Annotated in this window: 22 protein-coding genes and 1 pseudogene; 21 read left to right on the top strand and 2 right to left on the bottom strand. The window is 70.6% G+C overall.

Going from position 1 to position 21,763, the window contains the following annotated elements; translation table 11 throughout:
* Positions 1-74: 74 nt before the first annotated feature.
* From ACFY36_RS32670 to ACFY36_RS32615, 12 genes are all read left to right on the top strand, one after another.
* Complete coding sequence (locus ACFY36_RS32670) at positions 75-1,742, top strand: type IV pilus modification PilV family protein (protein ID WP_499749765.1); 1,668 nt, start codon at positions 75-77, stop codon at positions 1,740-1,742.
* Positions 1,739-2,374: a PulJ/GspJ family protein gene (locus tag ACFY36_RS32665; protein WP_499749764.1), complete on the top strand. Its 636-nt coding sequence runs from the start codon at positions 1,739-1,741 to the stop codon at positions 2,372-2,374. Before ACFY36_RS32670 ends, ACFY36_RS32665 begins: the two co-directional genes overlap by 4 nt.
* 5 nt (positions 2,375-2,379) lie before the next feature.
* Complete coding sequence (locus tag ACFY36_RS32660) at positions 2,380-3,879, top strand: ricin-type beta-trefoil lectin domain protein (protein ID WP_499749763.1); 1,500 nt, start codon at positions 2,380-2,382, stop codon at positions 3,877-3,879.
* An 80-nt stretch (positions 3,880-3,959) separates the two neighbouring features.
* Positions 3,960-4,844 carry an ABC transporter ATP-binding protein gene (locus ACFY36_RS32655; RefSeq protein WP_499749762.1) on the top strand — a complete coding sequence of 295 codons (885 nt, stop codon included), beginning with the start codon at positions 3,960-3,962 and terminating at the stop codon, positions 4,842-4,844.
* Positions 4,845-4,879: 35 nt separating this feature from the next.
* Positions 4,880-5,884 (top strand): aliphatic sulfonate ABC transporter substrate-binding protein, encoded by a 1,005-nt coding sequence (locus tag ACFY36_RS32650; RefSeq protein WP_499749761.1) that lies wholly within the window; start codon positions 4,880-4,882, stop codon positions 5,882-5,884.
* Positions 5,885-6,066: 182 nt separating this feature from the next.
* Positions 6,067-6,831: an ABC transporter permease gene (locus ACFY36_RS32645; protein WP_499749760.1), complete on the top strand. Its 765-nt coding sequence runs from the start codon at positions 6,067-6,069 to the stop codon at positions 6,829-6,831.
* Entirely contained in the window at positions 6,818-7,420 is a 603-nt protein-coding gene (locus ACFY36_RS32640; RefSeq protein WP_499749759.1) for a class I SAM-dependent methyltransferase, read from the top strand. Before ACFY36_RS32645 ends, ACFY36_RS32640 begins: the two co-directional genes overlap by 14 nt.
* Positions 7,421-7,553: 133 nt before the next feature.
* Entirely contained in the window at positions 7,554-9,185 is a 1,632-nt protein-coding gene (locus ACFY36_RS32635; RefSeq protein ID WP_499749758.1) for an ABC transporter substrate-binding protein, read from the top strand.
* Positions 9,182-10,129 (top strand): ABC transporter permease, encoded by a 948-nt coding sequence (locus ACFY36_RS32630; RefSeq protein ID WP_499749757.1) that lies wholly within the window; start codon positions 9,182-9,184, stop codon positions 10,127-10,129. The genes ACFY36_RS32635 and ACFY36_RS32630 overlap by 4 nt, the downstream gene beginning before the upstream one ends.
* Positions 10,126-11,034, top strand: coding sequence for an ABC transporter permease (locus ACFY36_RS32625; RefSeq protein WP_499749756.1), 909 nt, complete (start codon positions 10,126-10,128; stop codon positions 11,032-11,034). Before ACFY36_RS32630 ends, ACFY36_RS32625 begins: the two co-directional genes overlap by 4 nt.
* Entirely contained in the window at positions 11,031-11,990 is a 960-nt protein-coding gene (locus ACFY36_RS32620; RefSeq protein ID WP_499749755.1) for an ABC transporter ATP-binding protein, read from the top strand. The genes ACFY36_RS32625 and ACFY36_RS32620 overlap by 4 nt, the downstream gene beginning before the upstream one ends.
* The gene (locus ACFY36_RS32615) at positions 11,987-12,727 is read left to right on the top strand and encodes an ATP-binding cassette domain-containing protein (RefSeq protein WP_499749754.1); all 741 of its coding nucleotides are present in this window, start codon (positions 11,987-11,989) and stop codon (positions 12,725-12,727) included. Before ACFY36_RS32620 ends, ACFY36_RS32615 begins: the two co-directional genes overlap by 4 nt.
* Here ACFY36_RS32615 and ACFY36_RS32610 read toward each other — a convergent pair.
* Positions 12,724-13,302: a TetR/AcrR family transcriptional regulator gene (locus tag ACFY36_RS32610; protein ID WP_499749753.1), complete on the bottom strand. Its 579-nt coding sequence runs from the start codon at positions 13,300-13,302 to the stop codon at positions 12,724-12,726. The two genes, ACFY36_RS32615 and ACFY36_RS32610, sit on opposite strands and share 4 nt — an antisense overlap.
* A gap of 48 nt (positions 13,303-13,350) precedes the next feature.
* Here ACFY36_RS32610 and ACFY36_RS32605 point away from each other — a divergent pair, with 48 nt between their 5' ends.
* The 7 genes and pseudogenes from ACFY36_RS32605 to ACFY36_RS32575 all read left to right on the top strand — a co-directional run bounded on the left by ACFY36_RS32605 (position 13,351) and on the right by ACFY36_RS32575 (position 20,007).
* Complete coding sequence (locus ACFY36_RS32605) at positions 13,351-13,794, top strand: DUF3237 domain-containing protein (RefSeq protein WP_499749752.1); 444 nt, start codon at positions 13,351-13,353, stop codon at positions 13,792-13,794.
* A gap of 1 nt (position 13,795) precedes the next feature.
* Entirely contained in the window at positions 13,796-15,415 is a 1,620-nt protein-coding gene (locus tag ACFY36_RS32600; RefSeq protein ID WP_499749751.1) for a CocE/NonD family hydrolase, read from the top strand.
* Entirely contained in the window at positions 15,412-16,809 is a 1,398-nt protein-coding gene (locus ACFY36_RS32595; protein WP_499749750.1) for an amidase family protein, read from the top strand. Before ACFY36_RS32600 ends, ACFY36_RS32595 begins: the two co-directional genes overlap by 4 nt.
* Before the next feature lie 52 nt (positions 16,810-16,861).
* Positions 16,862-17,842 (top strand): LLM class flavin-dependent oxidoreductase, encoded by a 981-nt coding sequence (locus ACFY36_RS32590; protein ID WP_499749749.1) that lies wholly within the window; start codon positions 16,862-16,864, stop codon positions 17,840-17,842.
* A gap of 134 nt (positions 17,843-17,976) precedes the next feature.
* Positions 17,977-18,063: pseudogene (locus tag ACFY36_RS32585) on the top strand (IS5/IS1182 family transposase); the annotation flags it as partial.
* Positions 18,064-18,181: 118 nt separating this feature from the next.
* Positions 18,182-19,111 carry a sugar ABC transporter substrate-binding protein gene (locus ACFY36_RS32580; RefSeq protein ID WP_499749748.1) on the top strand — a complete coding sequence of 310 codons (930 nt, stop codon included), beginning with the start codon at positions 18,182-18,184 and terminating at the stop codon, positions 19,109-19,111.
* Positions 19,112-19,332: 221 nt separating this feature from the next.
* Positions 19,333-20,007: a YceI family protein gene (locus ACFY36_RS32575; RefSeq protein ID WP_499749747.1), complete on the top strand. Its 675-nt coding sequence runs from the start codon at positions 19,333-19,335 to the stop codon at positions 20,005-20,007.
* 18 nt (positions 20,008-20,025) lie between these two features.
* Here ACFY36_RS32575 and ACFY36_RS32570 read toward each other — a convergent pair whose 3' ends face one another.
* The gene (locus ACFY36_RS32570; RefSeq protein ID WP_499749746.1) at positions 20,026-20,970 is read right to left on the bottom strand and encodes a GlxA family transcriptional regulator; all 945 of its coding nucleotides are present in this window, start codon (positions 20,968-20,970) and stop codon (positions 20,026-20,028) included.
* 76 nt (positions 20,971-21,046) lie between these two features.
* Between ACFY36_RS32570 and ACFY36_RS32565 the strand changes: the two genes are divergently transcribed.
* Together ACFY36_RS32565 and ACFY36_RS32560 are read left to right on the top strand one after the other, a co-directional pair.
* Positions 21,047-21,466 (top strand): hypothetical protein, encoded by a 420-nt coding sequence (locus ACFY36_RS32565; protein ID WP_499749745.1) that lies wholly within the window; start codon positions 21,047-21,049, stop codon positions 21,464-21,466.
* A 51-nt stretch (positions 21,467-21,517) separates the two neighbouring features.
* On the top strand, positions 21,518-21,739 hold the full coding sequence (locus ACFY36_RS32560) for a DUF3817 domain-containing protein (RefSeq protein WP_499749863.1): 222 nt from the start codon (positions 21,518-21,520) through the stop codon (positions 21,737-21,739).
* Positions 21,740-21,763 lie beyond the last annotated feature (24 nt).

Here is a 21,763-nt window from a genome sequence, read left to right as displayed (position 1 = left end):
ACAAGATCAGGCAAGGGACGATATCAGGGCCCCGAACTGCTCAGCGCTGCCCGTCTGCTGCCGAATGTCGGTATGTGGCGCACGACGGCGACGAGGGCTTCTCCATCATCGAGATGCTCGTCGCGCTGACCATCCTCTCCATCACGCTGCTCGCCAGCACCCCGTTCTTCGTCACCAGCCTGCAGAGCGTCAACCGGCAGCGGACGAAACAGGCGGCCATCGAACTCGCCAACACTTCGATGGAGCAGGTGCGCGGGCTCAAGGGCAGCTCGCTGCTGACCGGGCACGGCCAGCAGGCCGGCGAGGCCCAGTTCGCGGCCGCGCCGGCCGTGGTGAAGCCGTACCTGACGACGATGCAGGTCGGCCACGACGAGGACAGCGCGGTGGCGACCACCGACGGCGCCGACGCCCCTCTCTCCACCGCGGCGCAGGTCACGACCGTGGAGGGGACGACCTTCACTCGGATGATCTACGTCGGCGCGTGCGAGATCTATCTGACCGGCGCCGGCGACTGCGTCTATCCGGGCAGCGGCAACCGGCCGTCCGACACCACCAAGATCTTGAAGTTCTTCCGCGCGGTCGTCCTGGTGAGCTGGCCGGACAACTCCTGCACGGCCAACACCTGTCAGTACGTCGCCTCGACGCTGGTCTCGCGCGCCCCGGAGCCGAACTTCGACCTGCACCGCCCGTCGCCGACGGTCCTCACCAAGTCGATGACGTTCTACCGGGGCGTCACTGTGAACGCTCAACTGGAAGCGCGCGGCGGTCAGCTGCCCAACACGTGGACGATCACGGCGTTGCCGGCCGGTCTCCAGATGACCGCCGCCGGCCTGATCTACGGAACCCCCACCACGGCGGGAACAACCGCGGCCAAGGCCACGGTCACCGACAGCCTGAACCGCAACGACCCGAATGAGCCGATCACCTTCACCGTGGTGCTGCCGACGACCGTGACCATGCCGGCCACCGCCACCAACCGCGTCGGTGAGACGGCCAGTGTGACCGCCGTCGGTGCGAACGGGGTCGGCCCGTACGTCTACTCGGCGGACACCTCGGGCGCCTCGGCCCTCGCGCCGGGACTGAGCATCAACGCCGAGACCGGAGTGATCAGCGGAACGGTCACCACCACCGGCACCTACGTCTCCAAGATCACCGCCACCGACCAGAACGGTGTGGCCGGCACGACCACCTACACCCACACGGTCTACCCCACGCTCACCCTCGGGGCCCTGGCCGATCAGACGATCGCGCTGAACGCGAAGCTGACCCTGACCGCGGCCGGCGCGGGCGGCGACGGCAACTACACGTACAGCGCCACCGGCCTGCCCGCGAACGTGTCGATCAACAAGAACACCGGCGCCATCAACGACAAGGTCACCACCTCGGGCCGCTTCCTGCCGACGATCACCGTCACCGACGGGAGCGGTGGCACCGCGAGCCAGCAGATCGTCCTGATCGTCAACACCACCACCTCGCTGGTCTTCACGGCGCCCGCGCTGACCGCGCCGGACCAGACGACCGTGCGGGGCAAGGCGGCGTCGCTGACGCTGGGCACCAACGGGACGCTGCTGGGCCTGAACCCGGCGATGAGCGTCAGCGGCCTGCCGACGGGCCTGTCCTTCAACGCCCTGACCGGCGTCATCTCCGGCACGCCGAACGTGGCGGGCACCTACACCGTGACCGCCACGGCCACCGCGTTGTCCGGCACGAGTGTCCTCACCTTCGTCTGGAAGGTCACATGAGCGACGATCGCGACGACGACGACGGCTACACCCTCATCGAGCTGCTGGTCGGCATGGGGCTCATGTCGGTCGTGCTGGTCATCGTGCTCGGCGGGCTGGTGGAGGTCTACTCCAATGTCAACCGCACCGACTCCGTCGCCGTCGCCCGCGACCAGCTCAGCAACAGTTTTCGCCGGCTCGACAAGGAGCTGCGCTACGCCAGCTGGCTCTCGACGGCCGACCAGGTGGGCACCGGCTGGTATCTGGAGTACGCCACCGCGGCCGGCTGCCGTCAGCTGGTCTTCAACGGCGGCGTGTTGACGTTGGCGGGCTGGACGCTGCCCGGCATCACGCCGGGAACACCGACGACGATCGCCACCGACCTCGTGCAGACCGGCACCACCCCGCCGATCAAGGTCGATCTCGCCAATTCCCAGCCGTACGCCTCGGCCAGCCCCGGCACCTCGGGCGTCGGCGCCGACTATCAGCTCGCGCACAGCCAGGTCCGGCTGCGCTTCACCGGCAAGGTGGGCGTGACCAGCCTGCCGTTCGACGTGCTGTTCACCGCTCAGAACACCAACGCCAGCAACGTGTTCGCGGACAACGGCAAGCTGACCGAGAACGACTGCAGCAAGGGAAGGCCGTCCTCATGAGGCTGATGCGGCTTCCCCGTGGGGACGACGGCTCCCTGCCGATGGCGATGCTCGTCATCACGGTCGTGTTGTCGCTGTCGGCGATTCTGACGCCGATCGTCATTCGCCAGATCAAGACCACGCAGCATCTCAGCGAGCGCAACATCGCGCTCAACGCCGCTCAGGCCGGCATGGACGTGATGATGGCGCGCGTGCGGGCGGCCGCCGACCCCGACAACCAGAGCGGATATCTGGAGAATCTTCCCCCGTGCACGCTCACGGGCAGCGCCGGAGTGGCCTCCACGGGGGTGCCGCTCACGTACACGGTGACGCTGGTCTATCAGGATCAGGACGGCAAGGACATGACCGCCTGCCCGGCCGTGAGCGTGCCGACCACCGCGCGGGTCACTTCGCAGGGCGCCGGCGGCTCGGTGACGCGGACCCTCACCGCCACCTACGTCTTCTCGACGAGCAACACGAACATCCCGGGCGGCCAGATCCGGATCTCCAGTTCGACCCTCGGCAATCAGTGCATGGACTCCGGGTCGAACAAGACACCGGCGGCCGGTTCCGCGATCGTCATGGCCCCGTGCGACGGCAGCAGCCGGCAGCAGTTCGGCTATACCGCGGACCTCTATCTCAAGCTGATCAACTCGGAGTCGTCCGGCGCCGCGTCGGGCATGTGCCTGCACGCCGGCGCCTCGCACAGCAGCGGCAACGCGCTGGTCTTCCAGCCGTGCCCGACACTGCAGACCGGCGTCTTCCAGTGGAGCCTGGACGGCAACTCGCTGTTCCATTCCACGTCGTCGGGCAAGACCGTCGAATCCCTCTGCGTCAACGTCAAGACCCCGGGCTCGACGACGGACCGGGCCGTCGTCCTCGGCTCCTGCGGCGTCACGGCGACGAAGACGGTGTGGCGATCGGCGACCGGGGTGGGCGCCGGCATGGCCGGCGACAGCACCAACCAGCTGGTCAACTACGCCCAGTTCAGTCGCTGTCTCGACGTCACGAGCAAGTCGACGAGCGCCACGTACATGATCGCCTGGTTCTGCAAGCAGGATCCGCAGGGCATCGTCGACTTCAACCAGCAGTGGGTCCACCCGACGCCGGTCACGCCGGCCATCACCGCCACCGGCCCGATCATCGTGAACAACACGACCTCGACCAGCAACAGCAACAACGGCACGGCCAACAAGAACTACTGCCTGAAGTCACCCGGCATCGTGACCGCGACGTCGTGGGTCACGGTGGTGAACTGCGCGACCGTCGCGGCGCAGAGCGCGCAGAACGTGACGTGGACCGTCTATCACGACACCGGCGACTACGGCACCAGCTACCGGATCAAGGACTACATGGGCTACTGCCTGCAGCCCACCGATCAGAACAGCGGCGTGGCCAACGACTTCCACAGCGACGGCACCAGCAAGGTCAAAGTGGCCACGTGCAACACCTCCGAGCTCCAGAAATGGAACGCCCCGGCCAACATCAGCCAGCCGACCCCGCTGACCGACCTCAACGAAAAATGATCAAGCGTCCGTAGGCCTATCGAACATGTAGGAATGCTGGGTATGCTCCCGGCCATGGACGCATCGACATACGTGCCGCTGTGAGCGCGGTCCCGCTCGAACTGGACGGGGTCGGCAAGACGTTCACGGCCGACGGGCGGCGGCGGGCCGTGCTGGCGGGCGTGTCGCTGGAGGTGGCGGCGGGCGAGGTGGTGGCGCTGCTCGGCCCGTCCGGGTGCGGGAAGTCGACGCTGCTGCGGCTGGCCGGCGGGCTGGACACGCCGAGCGAGGGGTCGGTGCGGGTCGGCGGGCGGGCGGTGAACGGGATCGAGCCGCGCTGTGCGGTGGTGTTCCAGGAGCCGAGGCTGCTGCCGTGGCGCACGGTCGAGAAGAACGTGGCGTACGGGCTGCCGCGCGGCGTGACCGGCGAGAAGGCGCGGCAGGAGGTCGCGCACTGGCTGGAGGTCGTGGGGCTGGCGGCGTTCGCCCGGCACCGCCCCCGGCAGATCAGCGGCGGCATGGCCCAGCGGGCGGCGCTGGCCCGGGCACTGGCCCGGCGGCCGGGGGTGCTGCTGCTGGATGAGCCGTTCGCGGCGCTGGACGCGCTGACCCGCCTGCGGATGCAGGACTTGCTGGCCGAGGTCCAGAAAGCCGCCGGAACGACGGTCCTGCTGGTGACCCACGACGTCGACGAGGCACTGCACCTGGCCGACCGCGTGGTCCTGCTCGGCACGAACGAGTCCGCGCACCCGATCGCACCCGCCGACACCGCGGACGTCCAAGGCCAGGCGGCAAGCGGTGGCGTGGGCGGCGATGGCCGAGCGGCTTCGAACGGCTCGGCGGGTGGCGGGGGCGGGGCGGCTGGTATTCGGCTGGTTCGGGGTGTGCCTGGTGTGCGGCCCCGGGATCGGGGCGATGCCGAGCTGGCCGCGCTTCGGGTGGCGCTGCTCGGTGAGCTTGGTGTTCATGCCCCTGTGCGTTCGTGAGCGAAGCCCCGATATCGGCGAAAAGGATGAGCGAAATGTGGAAGATACGTGCGGTGGCGGCTGCGGTGGCCGTGACGATGGTGCTGGGCGGATGCGTCGACGGGGAGGACTCGACGGGCGGCGATGGAACCGCGGAGGGGGCTACGACCCTGCGGCTGGACTACGCCTACTACAACCCGGCCAGCCTGGTGCTGCGCGATCAGAAGTGGCTCGAGACCGAGCTCGCGGACAAGAAGGTGACCGTCACCTGGCAGCTGTCCGCCGGCAGTAACAAGGCCAACGAGGCGCTGCGGGGCGACGCCATCGACGTCGGCTCGACGGCCGGGGCGGCGGCGCTCGTGGCCCGGGCCAACGGATCGCCGATCAAGACCATCGACGTGTTCAGCCAGCCCGAGTGGGCGGCCATCGTGGTCGGCAGGAACTCCACGGTCACCGACGTGGCCCAGCTCAAGGGCAAGAAGATCGCGGCCACCAAGGGCACCGACCCGTACTTCTTCCTGCTGCGCTCCCTGGAGAAGGCGGGGCTGAAGCCGGGCGATGTCACCGTGGTCAACCTTCAGCACGCCGACGGGCGGACCGCGCTCGAGCGCGGCGACGTCGACGCCTGGTCGGGGCTCGATCCGATCATGGCGCAGACCCAGCTCGACCAGGGCTCCAAGCTGATCTTCCGCAACATCGACTTCAACTCGTACGGGGTTCTGAACGCGACCGAGAGCTTCCTTCAGAGACAGCCGGAACTCGCGCAGTCGGTCGTCAACGCCTATGAGCGGGCTCGCAAGTGGATCCACGACAACCCGGACGAGGCGGTGGCGCTCTACGCGCGGGAGGCCAAGATCTCGCCCGAGGTGGCGAAGCTGGTGCTGACCGAGCGCACGAAGCTCGACATCGACCCGGTGCCCGGCGCGGCCCAGACGGCGGTCTTCGAGTCGATCCTGCCGGTGCTGGTGGCGGACGCCAACGTGAAGAGCGAGGCCGCGGCCCGGGAGGCGATCGACTCGCTGTTCGAGCCGAAGTTCGCCCAGGCCCGGAGCTCCTCGTGACGCTGACCCCGCCGGAAGCGGACGGCCGCGCGTCGCCGGCGGAAAAAGGTGCCGGCGGCGCGGTTGACGGAGGCGGGGACGGCGCGGAAGGCGCGGGGGTGCGGAAGGCCTGGGTGGCGCGAGCGGCGGAGAAGTCGCGTGTGTCGGGAAGGGCGCGACCGGGGGAGTGGGCGGAAGCGGGCGTGCGCAAGGCGCGCCGGGTCGCGGTTGGTGCTGTTGTTCCGGTTCTGCTGCTTGTGCTGTGGCAGTGGGCGGCTGCGGCCGGGATCTACTCGGCTGCTCAGCTGCCCGCTCCGAGTGAGGTCGTCAGCGCGTTCACCGAGCTTGTCGGGCGGGGGGAACTCTGGCACCACGTCGCCATCAGCACGCAGCGGGTTCTGATCGGGTTCGCGGTGGGTGGCGCCTTCGGGCTTGCTCTCGGTGGGCTTGTGGGTCTTTCCCGTACGGCCGCGGCCGCCCTCTCGCCGACCATTCAGGCTGTTCGGGCCGTGCCGTCGCTTGCGTGGGTGCCGTTGCTCCTGCTCTGGCTCGGCATCGGGGAGACGCCGAAGATCGTGCTGGTGGCCATCGGGGCTTTCTTCCCCGTCTATACGACCGTGTCGGCCGCGCTTGCCCATATCGATCCGCATCTGGTGGAGGTCGGACGGGCGTACGGAAGGAAAGGTCTTGGTCTGCTCGGCACCGTGCTCTTCCCGGCCGCCACCCCGGCTATTCTGAGCGGGCTGCGGCTCGGGCTGGCCCAGGGCTGGCTCTTCCTGGTCGCGGCCGAGCTGATCGCGTCGTCCATGGGCCTCGGTTTCCTGCTGATCGACAGCCAGAACACCGGGCGCACCGACATCATGCTGCTCGCCATCATCCTGCTCGCGGTGATCGGCAAGCTCTGCGACACGGTCCTCGGCGTCGTCGAGAACCGCTTGCTGCACAATTCAGGGCGTGGCACGAGCTAACGACGCACAACCCCCGCAGTCCTCGGTCTCCGTCGACCACTTCACCAACATGTACCTGGTGAAGGACGACCCGTGGGATCTGGCGACCAAATGGCATGACCGGCGCAAGTACGCGGTGACGATGGCCAGCCTGCCGCGCGAGCGCTACCGGCGCTGCTACGAGCCGGGCGCCTCGATCGGGCTGCTCACGCGCATGCTGGCCGAGCGCTGCGACGAGGTGCTGGCCGTCGACTCGGTCGAGGAGGCCGTGGGCGCGGCCCGGGAGAGCCTGGCCGACCTGCCGAACGTCGGCTACGAGCGGGCGAACCTGCCGGCCGATCTGCCCGAGGGCACCTTCGATTTGATTGTCATCGGCGACCTGCTCTACTACCTGTCCGCCGAGGACCTCGACCGGCTGCTCGACGGGCTGTTCGAGCGGCTGGAGCCGGGCGGCGACATCGTCTCGGTGCACTTCAGCAACCGGGCCGACGGGGACAGCTACGACGGCTTCAATGTGCACGCGGCACTGGCCGAGCGGCCGGGGCTGGAGCGGCTCGTGCACCACGACGACGAATGGTTCCTGCTGGACGCGTTCCGGCGTACCACCTGATCTTTCCCCACCGAGGCGGGTTTCTCCAAGGGAGGCCCGCCTCTTTTGTCAACAGTAGATTTTCGTAATTGACAATCTACTACCCGCGGAGGAGATTGAGGCGGCCGCCACACCTATGAGCAGGAGGCAAGGGATGAAACGGTGGATTCCGGCGTCGATCGCCGCGCTGTGCCTGGCCGCGGGCGGCTGCGGCAGCTCTGCCCCGGCCGGCTCCGACTCCAAGATCACGCTCGTCGAGACCACCCCGGCCGCCGCCGGCGACGTCGACCGGGTCACCTGGGCGCTCCCGTCCGGCGAGCCGGCCTCGCTCGACCCGGCCAAGACCGGCGACTACTCGGCCAACTCGGTGGTCACCAACCTGTGCGAGAGCCTCCTGCGCCTCGAACCCGACTTCTCGGCGAAACCCGGCCTGGCCACCGCGGTGACCCAGAAGGACGCCAAGACGGTAGTCATCGACCTGCGCGACGGCGTCACCTTCTCCGACGGCAGCGCGATGACAGCCGACGACGTCGTGGCCAGCCTGAAGCGCAACATGGACCCCAAGGTCGCCTCCTACAGCGCTCACGTCTTCGCGAGCGTGGCCTCGATCGACAAGACCGGGCCGTTGCAGGTCACGGTCCATTTCCGGGCGCCCGACGCGCAGTTCATCCCCGGCCTGGCCGGCGTGCCGGGCGCGATCAGCTCGGCGAGGTTTCTGGCCAAGGCGGGGGCCAGGTACGGGACACCGAGCACCGGCGTCATGTGCACCGGCCCGTTCAAGCTCGGCGGCTGGCAGTCCGGCCAGAAGATCACCCTGATCCGCAACGACACGTACTGGGACAGCGCCCGCCGGGCCAGGGCCGCCACCTTCGACTTCGTCTTCCTGACCGACAGCAGCACGCTGACCAGCGCCCTGCTCTCCGGCGAGGTCGACGGGGTGTACGGGGCCCCGGCCGGCGGGCTGGCCGCGCTGCGCAAGGCGGCCGCCGGCACGCTGTATTTCGGGCCGAGCACGGAGACGTACAGCCTGGGCGCGGTCTCGCCGACCGGCCCGGCCGCCGATCCGCGCATCCGCAAGGCGCTCGACCTGGCCATCGACAAGAACAGCTTCGTGACCGGCGTGCTCAAGGGCGCGGGGGCGCCGCTCAAGACGTTCACCCCGCCGCTGGCCTGGCAGGGCAGCCCGGCCAAGAGCGTGTACGACGCCGGATACGCGGCGCTGCCGGACACCGCGACGGCCTCCCTCGACGAGGCCCGGAAGCTGGTGGCCGAGGCCGCGCCGGCGGTGAAGAGCCTGGTCATCGCGGTGCCGGCGGGCGATCAGTCACTCCTCCAGACGGCGACGCTGGCCCAGGCGGCGGCTCAGCAGATCGGGCTGAGCATGACCATCAAGCAGCTCCAGGCGGCCGAGTTCGGCGGGTTGTTCTACGACCCGGCGCTGCGGCAGGGCATCGATCTGATCGCCACGACCGGATATCTGGAGGTGCCGGGAGCGCTGTACTACGCACCGGGGTTCGTGCTGAAGGAGGGCGCGTTCAACTGGACCGGCTACAGCGATCCCCGGGTGACCGCCGACATCACGGCGGCCACGGCGGCCACCGATCCGCAGGTGACGGCCAAGCATTTCGTCGCCGCGCAGGCTGTGTACGCGGACGCGCGGCTCCAGATCACGCTCGCGCAGTCGTACAACCGGCTCTTTCTCAACAAGCGGCTGACCGGGGCGCCGGTCTCGTTCTCCTACATCAGCTCGGCCTGGGCGGCGCTGGTCGGCAAGGCCGGCGCATGATCGGGTTCCTGGCCCGGCGCCTGGCCGGGGTGCTCGCCACGCTGCTCGTGGCCAGCTTCGTGATCTACGGAGGGCTCTACCTGGCCCCGGGCGACCCGGCGGTCCTGCTCGCCGGCGGCCATCAGCCCAACCCACGGGCGCTGGCCGCGATCCGCGCCGAGTACCACCTCGACGAGCCGTTCCTCGCGCAGTACTGGCGGTGGCTGTCGGGCGTGCTGACCGGGCACCTGGGCGACTCGCTGGTGCTGAAGGAGCCGGTGGGCGCGCTGATCGGCGCCCGTCTGGCGACAACGGCACTGCTGGTGGCGTACGCCTCCGTGCTGATCCTGTTCTTCGGTGTCTCGACCGGGATCCTGGCCGCGGTGGCCGGGCGGGCGGCCGGCGCGGCGATCACGGTGGGCACGACGGTGCTGATGGCGGCGCCGGCGTTCGTGGCCGCGATCCTGCTGATCTGGCTGTTCGCGACGCGGCTGACCTGGTTCCCGGTGTACGGCACGGGGACCGGCCTGGCCGGCCGGCTCCACCACCTGACGCTGCCGGCGATCGCGCTCAGCGCCGGTTTTCTGGCCTACGTCAGCCGGATCACGCGGGCCGAGGTCCGGGCCGAGCTGGGCTCCGACCACGTGGAGGCGGCGCGGGCGCGCGGACTGCGCGGCTGGCCCGTGCTGCGCCGGCACGTGCTGCGCAACGCGGCGCCGCCGGTGGTGGCGGTCAGCGGCATCACCGTGGCCGGGCTGTTCGCGGGGACGGCGGTCGCCGAGCAGGCGTTCGGCGTCAGCGGGCTGGGATCGCTGCTGGTGCAGAGCGCGGCCCGGCAGGACCTGGTCGTGGTGCAGGTGATCGCGCTACTGCTGGTGGCCGCGTTCGTCGTGGTCAACATGCTGGTCGACATCGTGAACGCCCTGCTCGACCCACGCCTGCTGCGAGCCCGGGAGGCAGCGTGACGACGCGGCCGGAAGCCGGCGCGGCGATCGGTCCGGCGCCCGCGGCGCCGGAGGTGCCACTGCGGCGGCGCGGTCTGGTGCGATTGTCGCGCTTTTCGGTGGTACGGCCGGTGGCGGCGCTCGCTCCGGTCGTCTGTGGCCTGATCGTGCTGGTGGCGGTCTTCGCGCCGCTTCTGGCGCCGCACGACCCGAACGCGGTCGATCCGCTCAACGCGTTCGCATCGGCCTCGGCGGCGCATCCGCTGGGCACCGACGACCTGGGGCGCGACCTGCTGTCCCGGCTGATCACGGGGTCGCGGAGCAGCCTCGCCGGGCCGTTCGTGGTGGTGGTCGCGGCCGGTCTGGCCGGCACGGCGCTCGCGGTGTCGGCGGCCTGGATCGGCGGGTGGTTCGACGCGGCGGTGTCGCGGTTGCTCGACATCATGTTCGCGTTCCCCGGGCTGGTGCTGGCGATCACGGTGGCCGCCGTCTTCGGGCCCGGGTTCGTGGCGCCGGTGGTGGCGCTCTCCGTGGCGTACGTCCCGGTGATCGCCCGCGTCATGCGGGCGGCGGCGATGCGCGAGCGGAACCTGCCCTACATCGAGGCGCTGCGCGTGCAGGGCTTCTCGTCCTGGCACATCTGCCTGCGCCACCTGCTGCCGAACCTGGTGCCGCTGTTGCTGGTGCAGGCGGCGATCGGCTTCGGCTACGCCATGGTCGACCTGGCGTCGATCTCGTTCCTCGGGCTCGGCCTGCAACCGCCGGTCGCCGACTGGGGCCTCATGATCGCCAACGGCCAGCCGTCCATCCTGGCCGGCAGCCCCCAGCAGTCCCTGTACGCCGCGATCGCCGTCGTCATCGCGGTGGTCGCGTTCACGGCGGTCGCCGAGCGGCTCGCCCTTCGTTTCGGGGGAGGCGCCCGATGACCGCGCTGCTCGACATCGGCCACCTGAGTCTCTCGATCGGCGGCCGGGCGATCCTGCGGGATGTCAGCCTCAGCGTGAACGCCGGGGAGGCGGTAGGGCTGGTCGGCGAGTCGGGATCCGGGAAGTCGATGACCGTGCGCTCGGTGCTGCGGCTGCTGCCGCGCGGCGCCCGGACCGCTGGAACGATCCAGCTGCGGGGCGCCGACATCGGGACGATGGACGCCGGCGCGCTGCGGCGGATGCGCTCGCACGACGTGGCGATGGTCTTCCAGGATCCGCGGGCCACGGTCAACCCGGTCCGGACCGTCGGTGACTTCCTCGGTGAGGTGCTGCGCGAGCAGGGGTACGACCGGCGGGCCGCCCTCGGGAAAGTGAGCGGGATCCTCGAGGAGATCGGCGTCGACCACGTCGAACGGCGGTTGCGGCAGAGGCCGTACGAGCTGTCCGGGGGTCTGCTCCAGCGTGTGGTCATCGCCGCCGCCCTGGCCACCTCGCCGGCGCTGATCCTGGCCGACGAGCCGACCACGGCGCTCGACGTCACCACCCAGGAGGAGGTGGCGGCGATCCTCACCGAGCAGCGCCGCCGCCGTGGGGCCGCCCTCCTGTTCATCTCGCACGACCTCGAGCTCGCGGCCGCGGTCTGTGACCGGATAGCAGTGATGTACGCGGGCCGGATCGTCGAGATCCTGCCCGCCTCCGGCCTGCACTCGGGTGCTCGTCACCCGTACACCCAAGCGCTCTTGAAGTCCCGCCCCGGCGCGGTGGAGCCGGGCGCGCGGCTGGAGACCGTGCCCGGCGCGCCGCAGTCGGCCCACGACGCGCCGCCCGGATGCGTGTTCGCCGACCGGTGCCTGCGGGCCGAAGCGCGATGCCGCGACACCGTCCCACGGCTTGTGCCGCTGGGCTCCGGCGCGGCCGCCTGCCACCTTCTCGCCGGCGCGGAGGCACACCGATGAGCGCGCTGCTGGAGGTGCGCGATCTGCGCAAGGAGTTCAAACAGCAGGTGGCGGTGGACGGCGTCAGCTTCAGCGTCGCCGAGGGCGGCTCGCTGGCCATCGTCGGCGAGTCGGGCTCGGGCAAGAGCACCTGCGCCCGCGTCATCACCGGCCTGGAACGGGCCACGAGCGGGACGGTCATCCTGACCGGCGCCGTGCAGATGGTGTTCCAGGACCCGTACCAGTCCCTGGACCGGCGGCAGACCGTCACCGCCTGCCTGAACGAAGTGCTGGCCCACCACACCCGCCTCGACCGTGCGGCCCGGCGCGACCGGATCGCCGAACTGCTCGCGCTGGTCGGCCTCGACGAGCGGCACGGCCGCGCGCTGCCCCGGGCGCTCTCCGGTGGCCAGCGGCAGCGGGTGGCGATCGCCCGGTCGCTCGCGGCCGAACCCCGGCTCCTCGTGCTCGACGAAGCCGTGGCCGCGCTCGACGTGTCGATCCAGGCGCAGATCCTCAACCTGCTCATCGAGGCGCGGGCCGCGACCGGCGTGGCCTACCTCTTCATCACGCACGATCTTTCCGTCGTACGGCACGTCTGCGACGACGTCGTGGTCATGCACCGCGGCCGGATCGTCGAGTCGGGGCCGGTGGCCGACGTGCTCGACCGTCCCGAGGCCGAGTACACGCGGCGGCTGGTCGCGTCGGTGCCCCGGGCCGGATGGGTGCCGCGACGCCGGGGGAGCGTGGCGTGTTAGGCCAGGCGTTCCAGAAGCGCGTCGGCCGCCGTACGGACCAGGCCGCCCGAGGCGACCGGCAGTTGCAACTCGGCCATGGTCGAGTTGCCCAGGGCCAGGCACCACAGGCCGTAGGCGACACTGCGCCGCGCGGCCGACGGGGCCGCCGGATATTCGTCGGCCAGCGCGTCCTCGATGGTCGAGACCGCCTGGAGATAGTGCGCCTGGAGGACCTCGCGGATGCTCTCGTCGGTGATGCCGGCCGTGACCAGCTCACGGATCACGGTGTCGTCGTCGCTGGGCACGAAACCGGTCTGGAACAGGTAGTCCATGGCGTGCGGCAGCTTGGCGCCCGGCTCGGCCCCGGCGACCTTGCCGACGAACTCGGCCTCGTAGCCCGTGTAGAGCCATGTCGTGAACGCCCGCAGCAGGTCGTCGCGGTTGCCGACGTAGTGCCGCACGTGGCTGCGGCTCAGGCCCGACTCCTCGCTGACCCGTTCCAGGGTGGTGCCGGCCAGGCCGTATTTGCGCAGGCTGCGACCGGTGGCCTGCATGATCTGCTCGGTTCGTTCGGCGGCGAGGCTCGGGCGTCCCATGGGAGCAGCCTAATTGATTGTCATCATGTACAAGGAAACGAGGACCACATGCTCGATCCCCAGCTCAGTTTCGCGTTCGAGGCCCGGGTCGACGTCGCCGAGACCCTGGACATCGGCGACGGCGCCGCCTTCACCCCGATCACCGGTGGCACGGTCGACGGGCCGCGCCTGACCGGAACGGTGCTGGCCGGCGGCGGGGACTGGTCGACGACCCGGGGTCCGGTGACCGCGCTCGACGCGCACTATCTGCTGCGGGCGGACGACGGCACGGTCATCGACATCCGCAACCGCGGCTTCTGGCGGGCCTCGCCGGAGGTCGACGCGCGGGTCGAGGCGGGGGAGGACCTGCCCGAGACGGAGTACTACTACCGGACGAGCCCGGTCTTCCGCACGGACGCCGAGCAGCATCGCTGGCTGGCCGAGTCGGTGTTCGTGGGGATGGCCCGCGGTGAGCGCGGCCAGGTGTGCATCCGCTTCTTCGAGGTGCTCTGACATGACGCTGGAGATCCACCGCACCGGGCCCGGCCCGCTGTCGCCGGACGCCACCCAGCACATGGTCCGCATGCGCGACGGCGTGCGGCTGGCCACCGACGTCTACCTGCCGGCCGGCGGCGAGCCGGGGCCGACCATCCTCACCCGGCTGCCGTACGACAAGAGCGGCGAATACACGTTCATGCCGAAGGTGGCCGCCTACTTCACGGCGCGCGGCTACCGCATGGTGGTGCAGGACGTGCGCGGCAAGTTCCGGTCCGAGGGCGAGACCCTGCTGTTCGTCAACGAGACGTACGACGGCTACGACACCATCGACTGGGTGATCAACCAGGAGTGGTCGGACGGCGTGGTCGGCATGTGGGGCGACTCGTACTACGGCTTCACCCAGTGGGCGGCGGCCTCGTCGGGACACCGCGCGTTGCGGGCCATGGTCCCGAGGGTCACCGGCACCCGGCTCGGTGAGCTGCCGGTGCCCGTGCCGGGGCAGCGCACCCACGACGTGGAGATGTCGGTCCACCGGTTCTATCCGCTGTCGATGTTCCACGACCGGGACATCCTCGAGTGGCGGTTCGACTGGTCGCGGCGCCCGCTGGCCGAGGGCGTGGAGGAGTTCTTCGCGGCGGTCGGGAGCCGCTCACCGTCGTACGACCTCTGGTTCCCCCATCCGGTGACCCTGCGGCGCTTCCCGGCGGGCAGCCCGTTCGACGCGCCGGCGGTGCCGGTGCTGATGACGATCGGCTGGTGGGACAACTGCGCGCCCTGGCAGTGGGCCGATCACCGCGCGATCGCCGGGAAGCCGGCCTGGCGCCGCAACGAATATCTGCTCCTCGAGGCGATCGACCACGAGAACAACAGCCATTTCGGTGGTCCCGGGCCCGCGCAGGGTGCGCTGGAGGCCTATCTCGACCCCGCTGCCGAGTTCTTCGACGTCTTCCTGCGCGGTGAGGAGAAGGAGATTCCGCGCGTACGGTGGCAGCTCGCCGGTTCGGGCGATCCTTCTTATCGCACAAGTCCGGCATGGCCGCCTGTCGCGGGGTGGGAGTCGATCTTTCATGCCCGCGTCGATGGCGGTCTTGGTCCCGCCCCGGACGTGGCCGGAACCGCGACCTGGACCCACGACGCCGAGAACCCCGTGCCGTCCCCGGCCCGTGACCCGTTCGCGTTCCTCGCGGAATGCCCCGACGAGCGCGACCTGGCGGCCCGGGACGACGTCCTGGTCTTCACCGCCGAGCCGGTGCCGTCGCCGCTCGATCTGGCCGGTCCGCTGAGGGTGACCGCGACGGCCGGCTCCGACGGCCCCGAGATGGATCTGTTCGCCCGCCTGCTCGACGTCGCGCCCGACGGGAGTTGCCGGCTGATCGCCCGCGGTCAGCAGACCATCCTCGAACCGGGCGACGGCTGCCCGGTCGAGCTCGACCTCGGCCACACCGGATATCGCCTCGCCGCCGGCCACGCGCTGCGGCTCACCCTGGCCTCCAGCGACGCGCCCGAGTTCGTGCCCGCGCCCGGCACGGGCGAGCACCGCTGGCTGGCTTCGACGACCAAGCCCAACCACCAATGTGTACGCCTCGGCGGCCCCGACGGGGTCCGCCTGACCATCACCGTCCTGGGAGAGCCATGACCGACGCTTCTGTCTCCGCCGCTGGGATCGCTGACTCCGTTCGGGCCGGCAGGCGCACCGCGGCCGAGGTCGTCGACGAGCACCTGACCCGGATCGCCGAGGTCAACCCCACCGTCAACGCCGTCACCGTCGTGCTCGGCGAGCGCGCCCGTGCGGCCGCCGACGCCCTCGACCAGCGGATCGCCCGCGGCGAGGATCCCGGCCCGCTCGCCGGTGTGCCGATCTCGGTCAAGGAGAACATCGACCTCACCTGGTCGGCCACCACCTCCGGCCTGCCCTTCCTGCGCGACTTCCGGCCGCCGGCCAACGCCACCTTCGTGCAGCGGCTGCTCGACGCGGGCGCGATCCCGGTCGCCCGCGGGAACATGCCCGACATCGGGCTGCGCTGGGACACCGACAACGACCTGTACGGCCGCACGCTCAACCCGTGGGACCCCACGCGGGTGCCGGGCGGCTCCAGCGGCGGCGACGCGGTCGCGGTGGCCACCGGCATGGTCGCGGCCGGGGTCGGCAACGACTACGGCGGCTCGCTGCGGCTGCCCGCGCACGCGGCCGGGATCGCCGCCCTGCGGCCCTCGGCCGGGCGGGTCCCGGCGCCGGGGCAGGCGGCCGAGCCGGTGTCCCTGTCGCTTCAGGCGTTCGCGGTCAACGGCCCCCTGGCCCGTACCGTCGACGACCTTGACCTGCTCTTCGGGGTGATGCACGGCGCCGACGACTTCGATCCGCTGACCGTCACCGTCGCGCATCCGCCCGCCTACGAGGGGCCCCGGCGCGCGGCGTTCACCGTGGATCCGTGCGGCTGGGGTGTCTCGGCCGAGGTCGCTTCGGCCGTACGCCAATCGGCGGAAGCGCTGCGGCGAGCCGGATGGGAGATCGAGGAGGCGGAGCCTCCGAGCGTGGACCGCTGCGCCGAGCTGTGGCGGCAGTTGTCGGCGACCGAGATGCAGGCGACCGTCTTCCAGCCGGGCCTGCTGCCGGGTCCGCTGTCGGAAGGAACGGTGAAGTACTTCGCCGACAACGTGGCCGGCGTGAAGCTGCTCGACACCTCCGCGGCCTATCAGGCCGCGTGGGCCGAACGGCACGTCCTGGCCGCCGCGTGGCGGCAGTTCCACGCCCGTTATCCGGTGGTGATCGGCCCGGTGACGACGGCCGCGATGCCGCTCATCGGCTATGACCTGAGCGGGCCCGAGGCCGCGACCGAGCTCTGGCGGCAGCATCGGCTGCTGGTCACGGCGAACTTCCTCGGCCTGCCCGCGGTCGCCGTGCCGACCGGCGTGGCCGATGGGCGGCCGCAGGGCGTCCAGGTCATCGCCCGCCTGCACCACGACCACGTGGCCCTGGCCGCCGCACGTGACATCGAGCGCGGGGTGACGCCCGGCACAGTGTCGATGTAAGGACCGGAGAGTAGGTTCAAGCCTGAACCTACTTTTCGGGAGGAACCCCACCATGGCGCCAGCGCTGTCGCTGCTCGACCTCGCGCCCATCTCCGCCGGTCAGACCGCGCGGGACAGCTTCGAGGCGAGCGTGGAGCTCGCGCGCGCCGCGGAGCGCAGCGGATATCGCCGGGTGTGGTACGCCGAGCACCACAACATGCCGACGATCGCCTCGTCGGCCACGAGCGTGGTGATCGGATACGTCGCCTCGCAGACCTCGACCATCCGGCTCGGCGCCGGCGGCATCATGCTGCCCAACCACTCGCCGCTGGTCATCGCCGAGCAGTTCGGCACCCTGGCCACGCTCTTCCCGGGCCGGATCGACCTCGGCCTGGGACGGGCGCCGGGCAGCGACCAGAACACGATGCTGGCGCTGCGCCGTGACAACAGCTCGGCCGACTCGTTCCCGTCGGACGTGCAGGAGCTCCAGGGATATCTGTCCGGCCGCTCCCGGGTGCCGGGCGTGCAGGCGGTGCCGCGCGCGGACGAGGTCGTGCCGCTCTACATCCTCGGCTCGTCGCTGTTCGGGGCCAATCTGGCCGCCCAGCTCGGCCTGCCGTACGCGTTCGCCTCGCACTTCGCCCCGGACGCCCTGCACACCGCGGTGACCGTCTACCGCGAGAAGTTCCGCCCGTCCGGCCAGCTCGACAAGCCGTACGTGATCGCCGGCATGAACGTCTTCGCGGCCGACGACCGCGCGACCGCCGAGGAGCAGAAGACCACGGCGTACCGCGCGCGGACGCGGTCGATGCTGACCCGGGGCGCGCGCGGCGCGAACTTCACCGACGCCGAGATCGACGCCTTCCTGGCCTCGCCGAACGGGGCTTCGCTGGCCGCGATGACCCGCTACACCGCCACCGGCACGGCCGAGGAGGTCGGCGACCAACTGACCGCCTTCGCCACCTCGGTCGGCGCGGACGAGCTGATCCTGGCCCACCACGCCGCCGACCTGTCCGACCGCATCCACTCGATCGAGCTCACCGGCAAGCTATAGAGCCCCGTCCCCAGCCAACATCCGGACCGCGACGGCTCCCGACCCGTCGTCCACCAAGCCGCCCTGCACGGCGTCCAGCTCATCTGGGCCGACAACCGCTACCACGGCCCGCTGATCGCCTGGGCCGCCGACCTCGACGTCACCATCGCAACGGATTCCAGGTCCTGCCCCGACGCTGGGTCGTCGAACGCACCTTCGCCTGGCTCACCCGCCGACGCCGTTGCCCTCGAACGGAATTCGAACTCTTACCTTGCGTACGGAGACGTTTGGGGCGCGCCTACTCGTTGTTACGGTTCGGCGCACCGTCCTCAGTGGTCCACGTCACAAGGTGAGTCCTCGATGCCCCGTGCCCTGCCCGCCGCCGTCGCGGCGCTGATCCTGGCCGTCACCACCGCTGGTTGCGGCGCCGACGCGCCGGCCCGCGACGGCCACTACACGCTCGGCTTCGTCAACGGCGCCGACACCGAGTTCCACCGGTGCCTGCAGCAGGCCATCGAGCGGGAGGCCACCTCGCGCGGGGCCACGGTGATCTCGGCCAACTCGCAGCAGAAGCCCGAGCGGGAACTGGCCAACATCGAGAACCTGATCGCCCAGGACGTCGACGCGCTGGTCGTGCAGACCGTCGACATCGAACAGCTCGCGGACGACATCGCCCGGGCCCGGGCGGCCGGCATCCCGATCTTCCTGACCTCGGTCGCACCGGGCGATTCCGATGGCATCCTCGGCGCGGTGACCGTCGACCAGTACCGGATCGGCGTGCTGGCCGCCTCGTGGGTGGGCAACGACGCGGTCGGGCAGCCCCGCACGCTGGGCGTCATCGCCGGCGCCCCGGGCGCCGCCTCGGACCTGGTCGTGACCGGGCTCCGGGCCGCGATGCCGAAGAACGCGAAGGTCGTCGCGTCCGCCCCCGGCATGTACAGCCGGGCCAAGGCCAAAGCCGTGGCCGCGCAGATGATCGCCAAGCAGCCCGGGCTCGACTACGCCTTCGTGGCCAACGAGGACATGGCCTTCGGCGCGCTGGAGGCGTTCCGGGCCGCCGGCGCGAAGGTCAGGATCGTCACGGTCAACGGCACCGACGAAGGGCTCGCGGCCATCGGGGACGGGCGGTTCTCCGCCACCGTGGCCAACTCGGCCAGCCGGCTCGGTGAACTGGCGGCCGAGAACGCCCTCGACCTGCTGGACGGCCTCCAGCCCACCAAGGTCACCCGCCTGCCGATCACGCTGATCACGCGGGAAACGCTGTACGACGCCCCTCGCTATTGCCGATAGCGATAGCAGTGGCGCTTGTCACTGTTGACTCTTTGTTTCGGTAATTGGAACCCTGAGCTACGAACGTCCGGGAATTGTGATCCGGGCCGCTCCCAAAACGGACCAACGGGCCCTTTCGCGACAGTGTCCCCGGCCACTGAGCTGCGCACACTCAGGTAATTCAAAAATGAACGTCCTAAGATCGATGAGGTTACCGACGGGGCGAGGGGTGAAGCGTAGCTATGGTCGACCGACCGATCCGCGAATGGAACGGCCTGACCATTCCCGACCCGGGTGTGTACGTCCTCGACGAAGCCCACAAACGGCTCGGCTTCCTGGCCCAGCACATGATGGTGAGCCCGATCCGCGGCGAGTTCGCCCGGGGCACCGCCACGATCGTCATCGGCGAGGACCCGGCCCGCTCGTCGGTCACCGCCTCGATCGAGGCGGCCAGCATCACCACGCACAACCCCGACCGCGACACCCACCTGTCCAGCCCGGACTTCCTCCACGTCGAGAAGTACCCCACGCTGGAGTACCGCAGCACCGGCGTGCAGTGGCAGGAGACCAACGACGCGATCTTCCAGTGGGCCCGGCTGCGCAACAACCCGCTGACCCGGCGGGCCGGCGCGTCCGAGATCCCGGCGGCGGCCCGGTCCAACGGCAAGTTCGTGGTGAACGGCCTGCTGACCATCCGCGACGTGACCCGCCCGGTCGATCTCCAGGTCGAGTACGGCGGCGCCCGCCGCGACCCGTACGGCCGTGACATCTTCGGCTTCAGCGCGACCGCCCAGTTCGAGCGTGAGGACTTCGGCCTGGTCTGGAACGTGGCCCTGGAGACCGGCGGCTTCCTGGTCGGCAAGACCGTGAAGATCGAGATCGCGGGCGAGGCGTTCGCCGAGTCCAACGGCGAGTGATCGCCATGCTCCGCCGGCCTAACGCCGCGTGAAGGCTCGCCGGTAGCTCTGCGGAGTCGTTCCGACGATCCGCTTGAAGCGGTCACGGAACGCGGTCGGTGAGCCGAACCCGACCTCGGAGCCGATCCGGTCCACCGGCCGCTCCGTGGTCTCCAGCAGGTGCTGAGCCCGGCGGATCCGCGCCCGGTGCAGCCATTGCAACGGCGTCGTGCCGGTGTGCTCGCGGAAGCGGCGGTTCAGCGTCCGCGCGCTCATCCCGGCCTTGGCCGCGATGTCGTCCAGCGTCAGGTCGGCCGGCGCGTCCTGCTCCAGCCACAGCAGCAGCGGCTCCAGGGCCGAACCGCGCGGGGCCGGCGGCCGTTCCGGCACGATGAACTGGGCCTGCCCGCCGTCGCGCTCCAGCGGCATCACCGACAGACGGGCGGCGTCGGCGGCCACCGCCGAACCGTGGTCGCGGCGCACCAGATGCAGGCAGAGGTCGAGCCCGGCGGCCGCGCCGGCCGACGTCAGGAACTGCCCCTCGTCGACGTAGAGCACGTCCGGGTCGAGCTCGACCGCGGGGAACATGGCCCGGAACGCCTCGGTGCCGGCCCAGTGGGTGGTCGCCCGTCGCCCGTCCAGCAGCCCGGTCGCGGCCAGCACGAACGCGCCGGCGCAGATGGAGGCGATCCGGGTGCCGCGGCTCGCGGCCGTCCGCAGCGCGGTCACGACCTTCGGGGGTACGGGCTTCGCGGGCTCACCCACGCCCGGAAGGATGATCGTGTCGGCGTTGTCCAGCGCCTCGAGGCCGTACGGCGCGGTGACCGTGAACCAGCCCGCGCTGACCCGCGGCCGGGGCGCGCACACCCGTACGGCATAAGGGGTTGATCCGTCGCCCCGCCGCACCCGGGCGAAGACCTCGAGCGGCGTCGCGAGGTCGAAGGGGATGACGTCGTCCAGTGCGAGAACCACGACCTGGTGCATGGTTGGCGATTATCCGTTGAGCTGTGGCATTCCTGCCACTGTCACCCGCCCGCCGGCGCCCATACGGTCGGTGATCGTGACAAAGCTCCTGCTCTCGCTCCACGTCCTGGCCGCCATCGTGGCCATCGGCCCGGTGACCGTGGCCGCCAGCATGTTCCCACCGGCGCTGCGCCGCGGCGACCGCGCGCAACTGGCCACCCTGCACCGGATCTGCCGCGTCTACGCCGTACTCGGCCTGGCCGTTCCGGTCTTCGGTTTCGCGACGGCGAGTTCCCTCGGTGTCCTCGGCGACGCGTGGCTGCTGACCTCGATCGCGCTGACCGCCGTGGCCGCCGCCGTGCTCGGCTTCGCGATCCTGCCCGCCCAGGCGGCCGCCGTGGCCGGTGAGCCCACGGTTCCGGCCCGCCTCGGTATGACGTCGGGGATCTTCAACCTGCTGTGGGCGACGGTCGTCGTACTGATGATCGTGCGCCCCGGCTCGACGACGGGAGCCTGACCCGTGTTGCTGCGCACCGCCGCCCGCGCCGAGCTGATCACGCTGCTCCTGATGCTGCTCAACCTGGCCACGATCCACGCCCGTCCGGTCACGCAACTGCTGGGCCCGCTCCACGGCTGCTCGTATCTGCTGGTCATCGGCGCTACGCTGGCCGCAACCACGCGGCTCCGGCCCCGTCTGCTGGCCCTCGTCCCGGGTGTCGGCGGGTTGCTCGCCGCCCGTTTCTCCTCAACCCCTCCGCCGCCGGGCCGATCGGAATCCTTGAGCCGGTGACCGCTGTGGTCGCCCGCGAGGGGA

Source organism: Actinoplanes sp. NPDC000266, assembly GCF_042899005.1.
Taxonomy (GTDB): Bacteria; Actinomycetota; Actinomycetes; order Mycobacteriales; family Micromonosporaceae; genus Actinoplanes.
The sequence above is the reverse complement of the archived record's forward strand: the minus strand, read 5'-3'. Positions and strand labels throughout refer to the sequence as shown.

Bases quoted from the DNA above. Each gene is read 5' to 3' on its own strand.
- ACFY36_RS32665 (WP_499749764.1), top strand. From the start codon at position 1,739: ATGAGCGACGATCGCGACGACGACGACGGCTACACCCTCATCGAGCTG.
- ACFY36_RS32660 (WP_499749763.1), top strand. From the start codon at position 2,380: ATGCGGCTTCCCCGTGGGGACGACGGCTCCCTGCCGATGGCGATGCTC.
- ACFY36_RS32650 (WP_499749761.1), top strand. From the start codon at position 4,880: ATGTGGAAGATACGTGCGGTGGCGGCTGCGGTGGCCGTGACGATGGTG.
- ACFY36_RS32635 (WP_499749758.1), top strand. From the start codon at position 7,554: ATGAAACGGTGGATTCCGGCGTCGATCGCCGCGCTGTGCCTGGCCGCG.
- ACFY36_RS32630 (WP_499749757.1), top strand. From the start codon at position 9,182: ATGATCGGGTTCCTGGCCCGGCGCCTGGCCGGGGTGCTCGCCACGCTG.
- ACFY36_RS32620 (WP_499749755.1), top strand. From the start codon at position 11,031: ATGACCGCGCTGCTCGACATCGGCCACCTGAGTCTCTCGATCGGCGGC.
- ACFY36_RS32615 (WP_499749754.1), top strand. From the start codon at position 11,987: ATGAGCGCGCTGCTGGAGGTGCGCGATCTGCGCAAGGAGTTCAAACAG.
- ACFY36_RS32610 (WP_499749753.1), bottom strand. From the start codon at position 13,302: ATGGGACGCCCGAGCCTCGCCGCCGAACGAACCGAGCAGATCATGCAG.
- ACFY36_RS32605 (WP_499749752.1), top strand. From the start codon at position 13,351: ATGCTCGATCCCCAGCTCAGTTTCGCGTTCGAGGCCCGGGTCGACGTC.
- ACFY36_RS32600 (WP_499749751.1), top strand. From the start codon at position 13,796: ATGACGCTGGAGATCCACCGCACCGGGCCCGGCCCGCTGTCGCCGGAC.
- ACFY36_RS32595 (WP_499749750.1), top strand. From the start codon at position 15,412: ATGACCGACGCTTCTGTCTCCGCCGCTGGGATCGCTGACTCCGTTCGG.
- ACFY36_RS32590 (WP_499749749.1), top strand. From the start codon at position 16,862: ATGGCGCCAGCGCTGTCGCTGCTCGACCTCGCGCCCATCTCCGCCGGT.
- ACFY36_RS32580 (WP_499749748.1), top strand. From the start codon at position 18,182: ATGCCCCGTGCCCTGCCCGCCGCCGTCGCGGCGCTGATCCTGGCCGTC.
- ACFY36_RS32575 (WP_499749747.1), top strand. From the start codon at position 19,333: ATGGTCGACCGACCGATCCGCGAATGGAACGGCCTGACCATTCCCGAC.
- ACFY36_RS32570 (WP_499749746.1), bottom strand. From the start codon at position 20,970: ATGCACCAGGTCGTGGTTCTCGCACTGGACGACGTCATCCCCTTCGAC.
- ACFY36_RS32560 (WP_499749863.1), top strand. From the start codon at position 21,518: ATGCTGCTCAACCTGGCCACGATCCACGCCCGTCCGGTCACGCAACTG.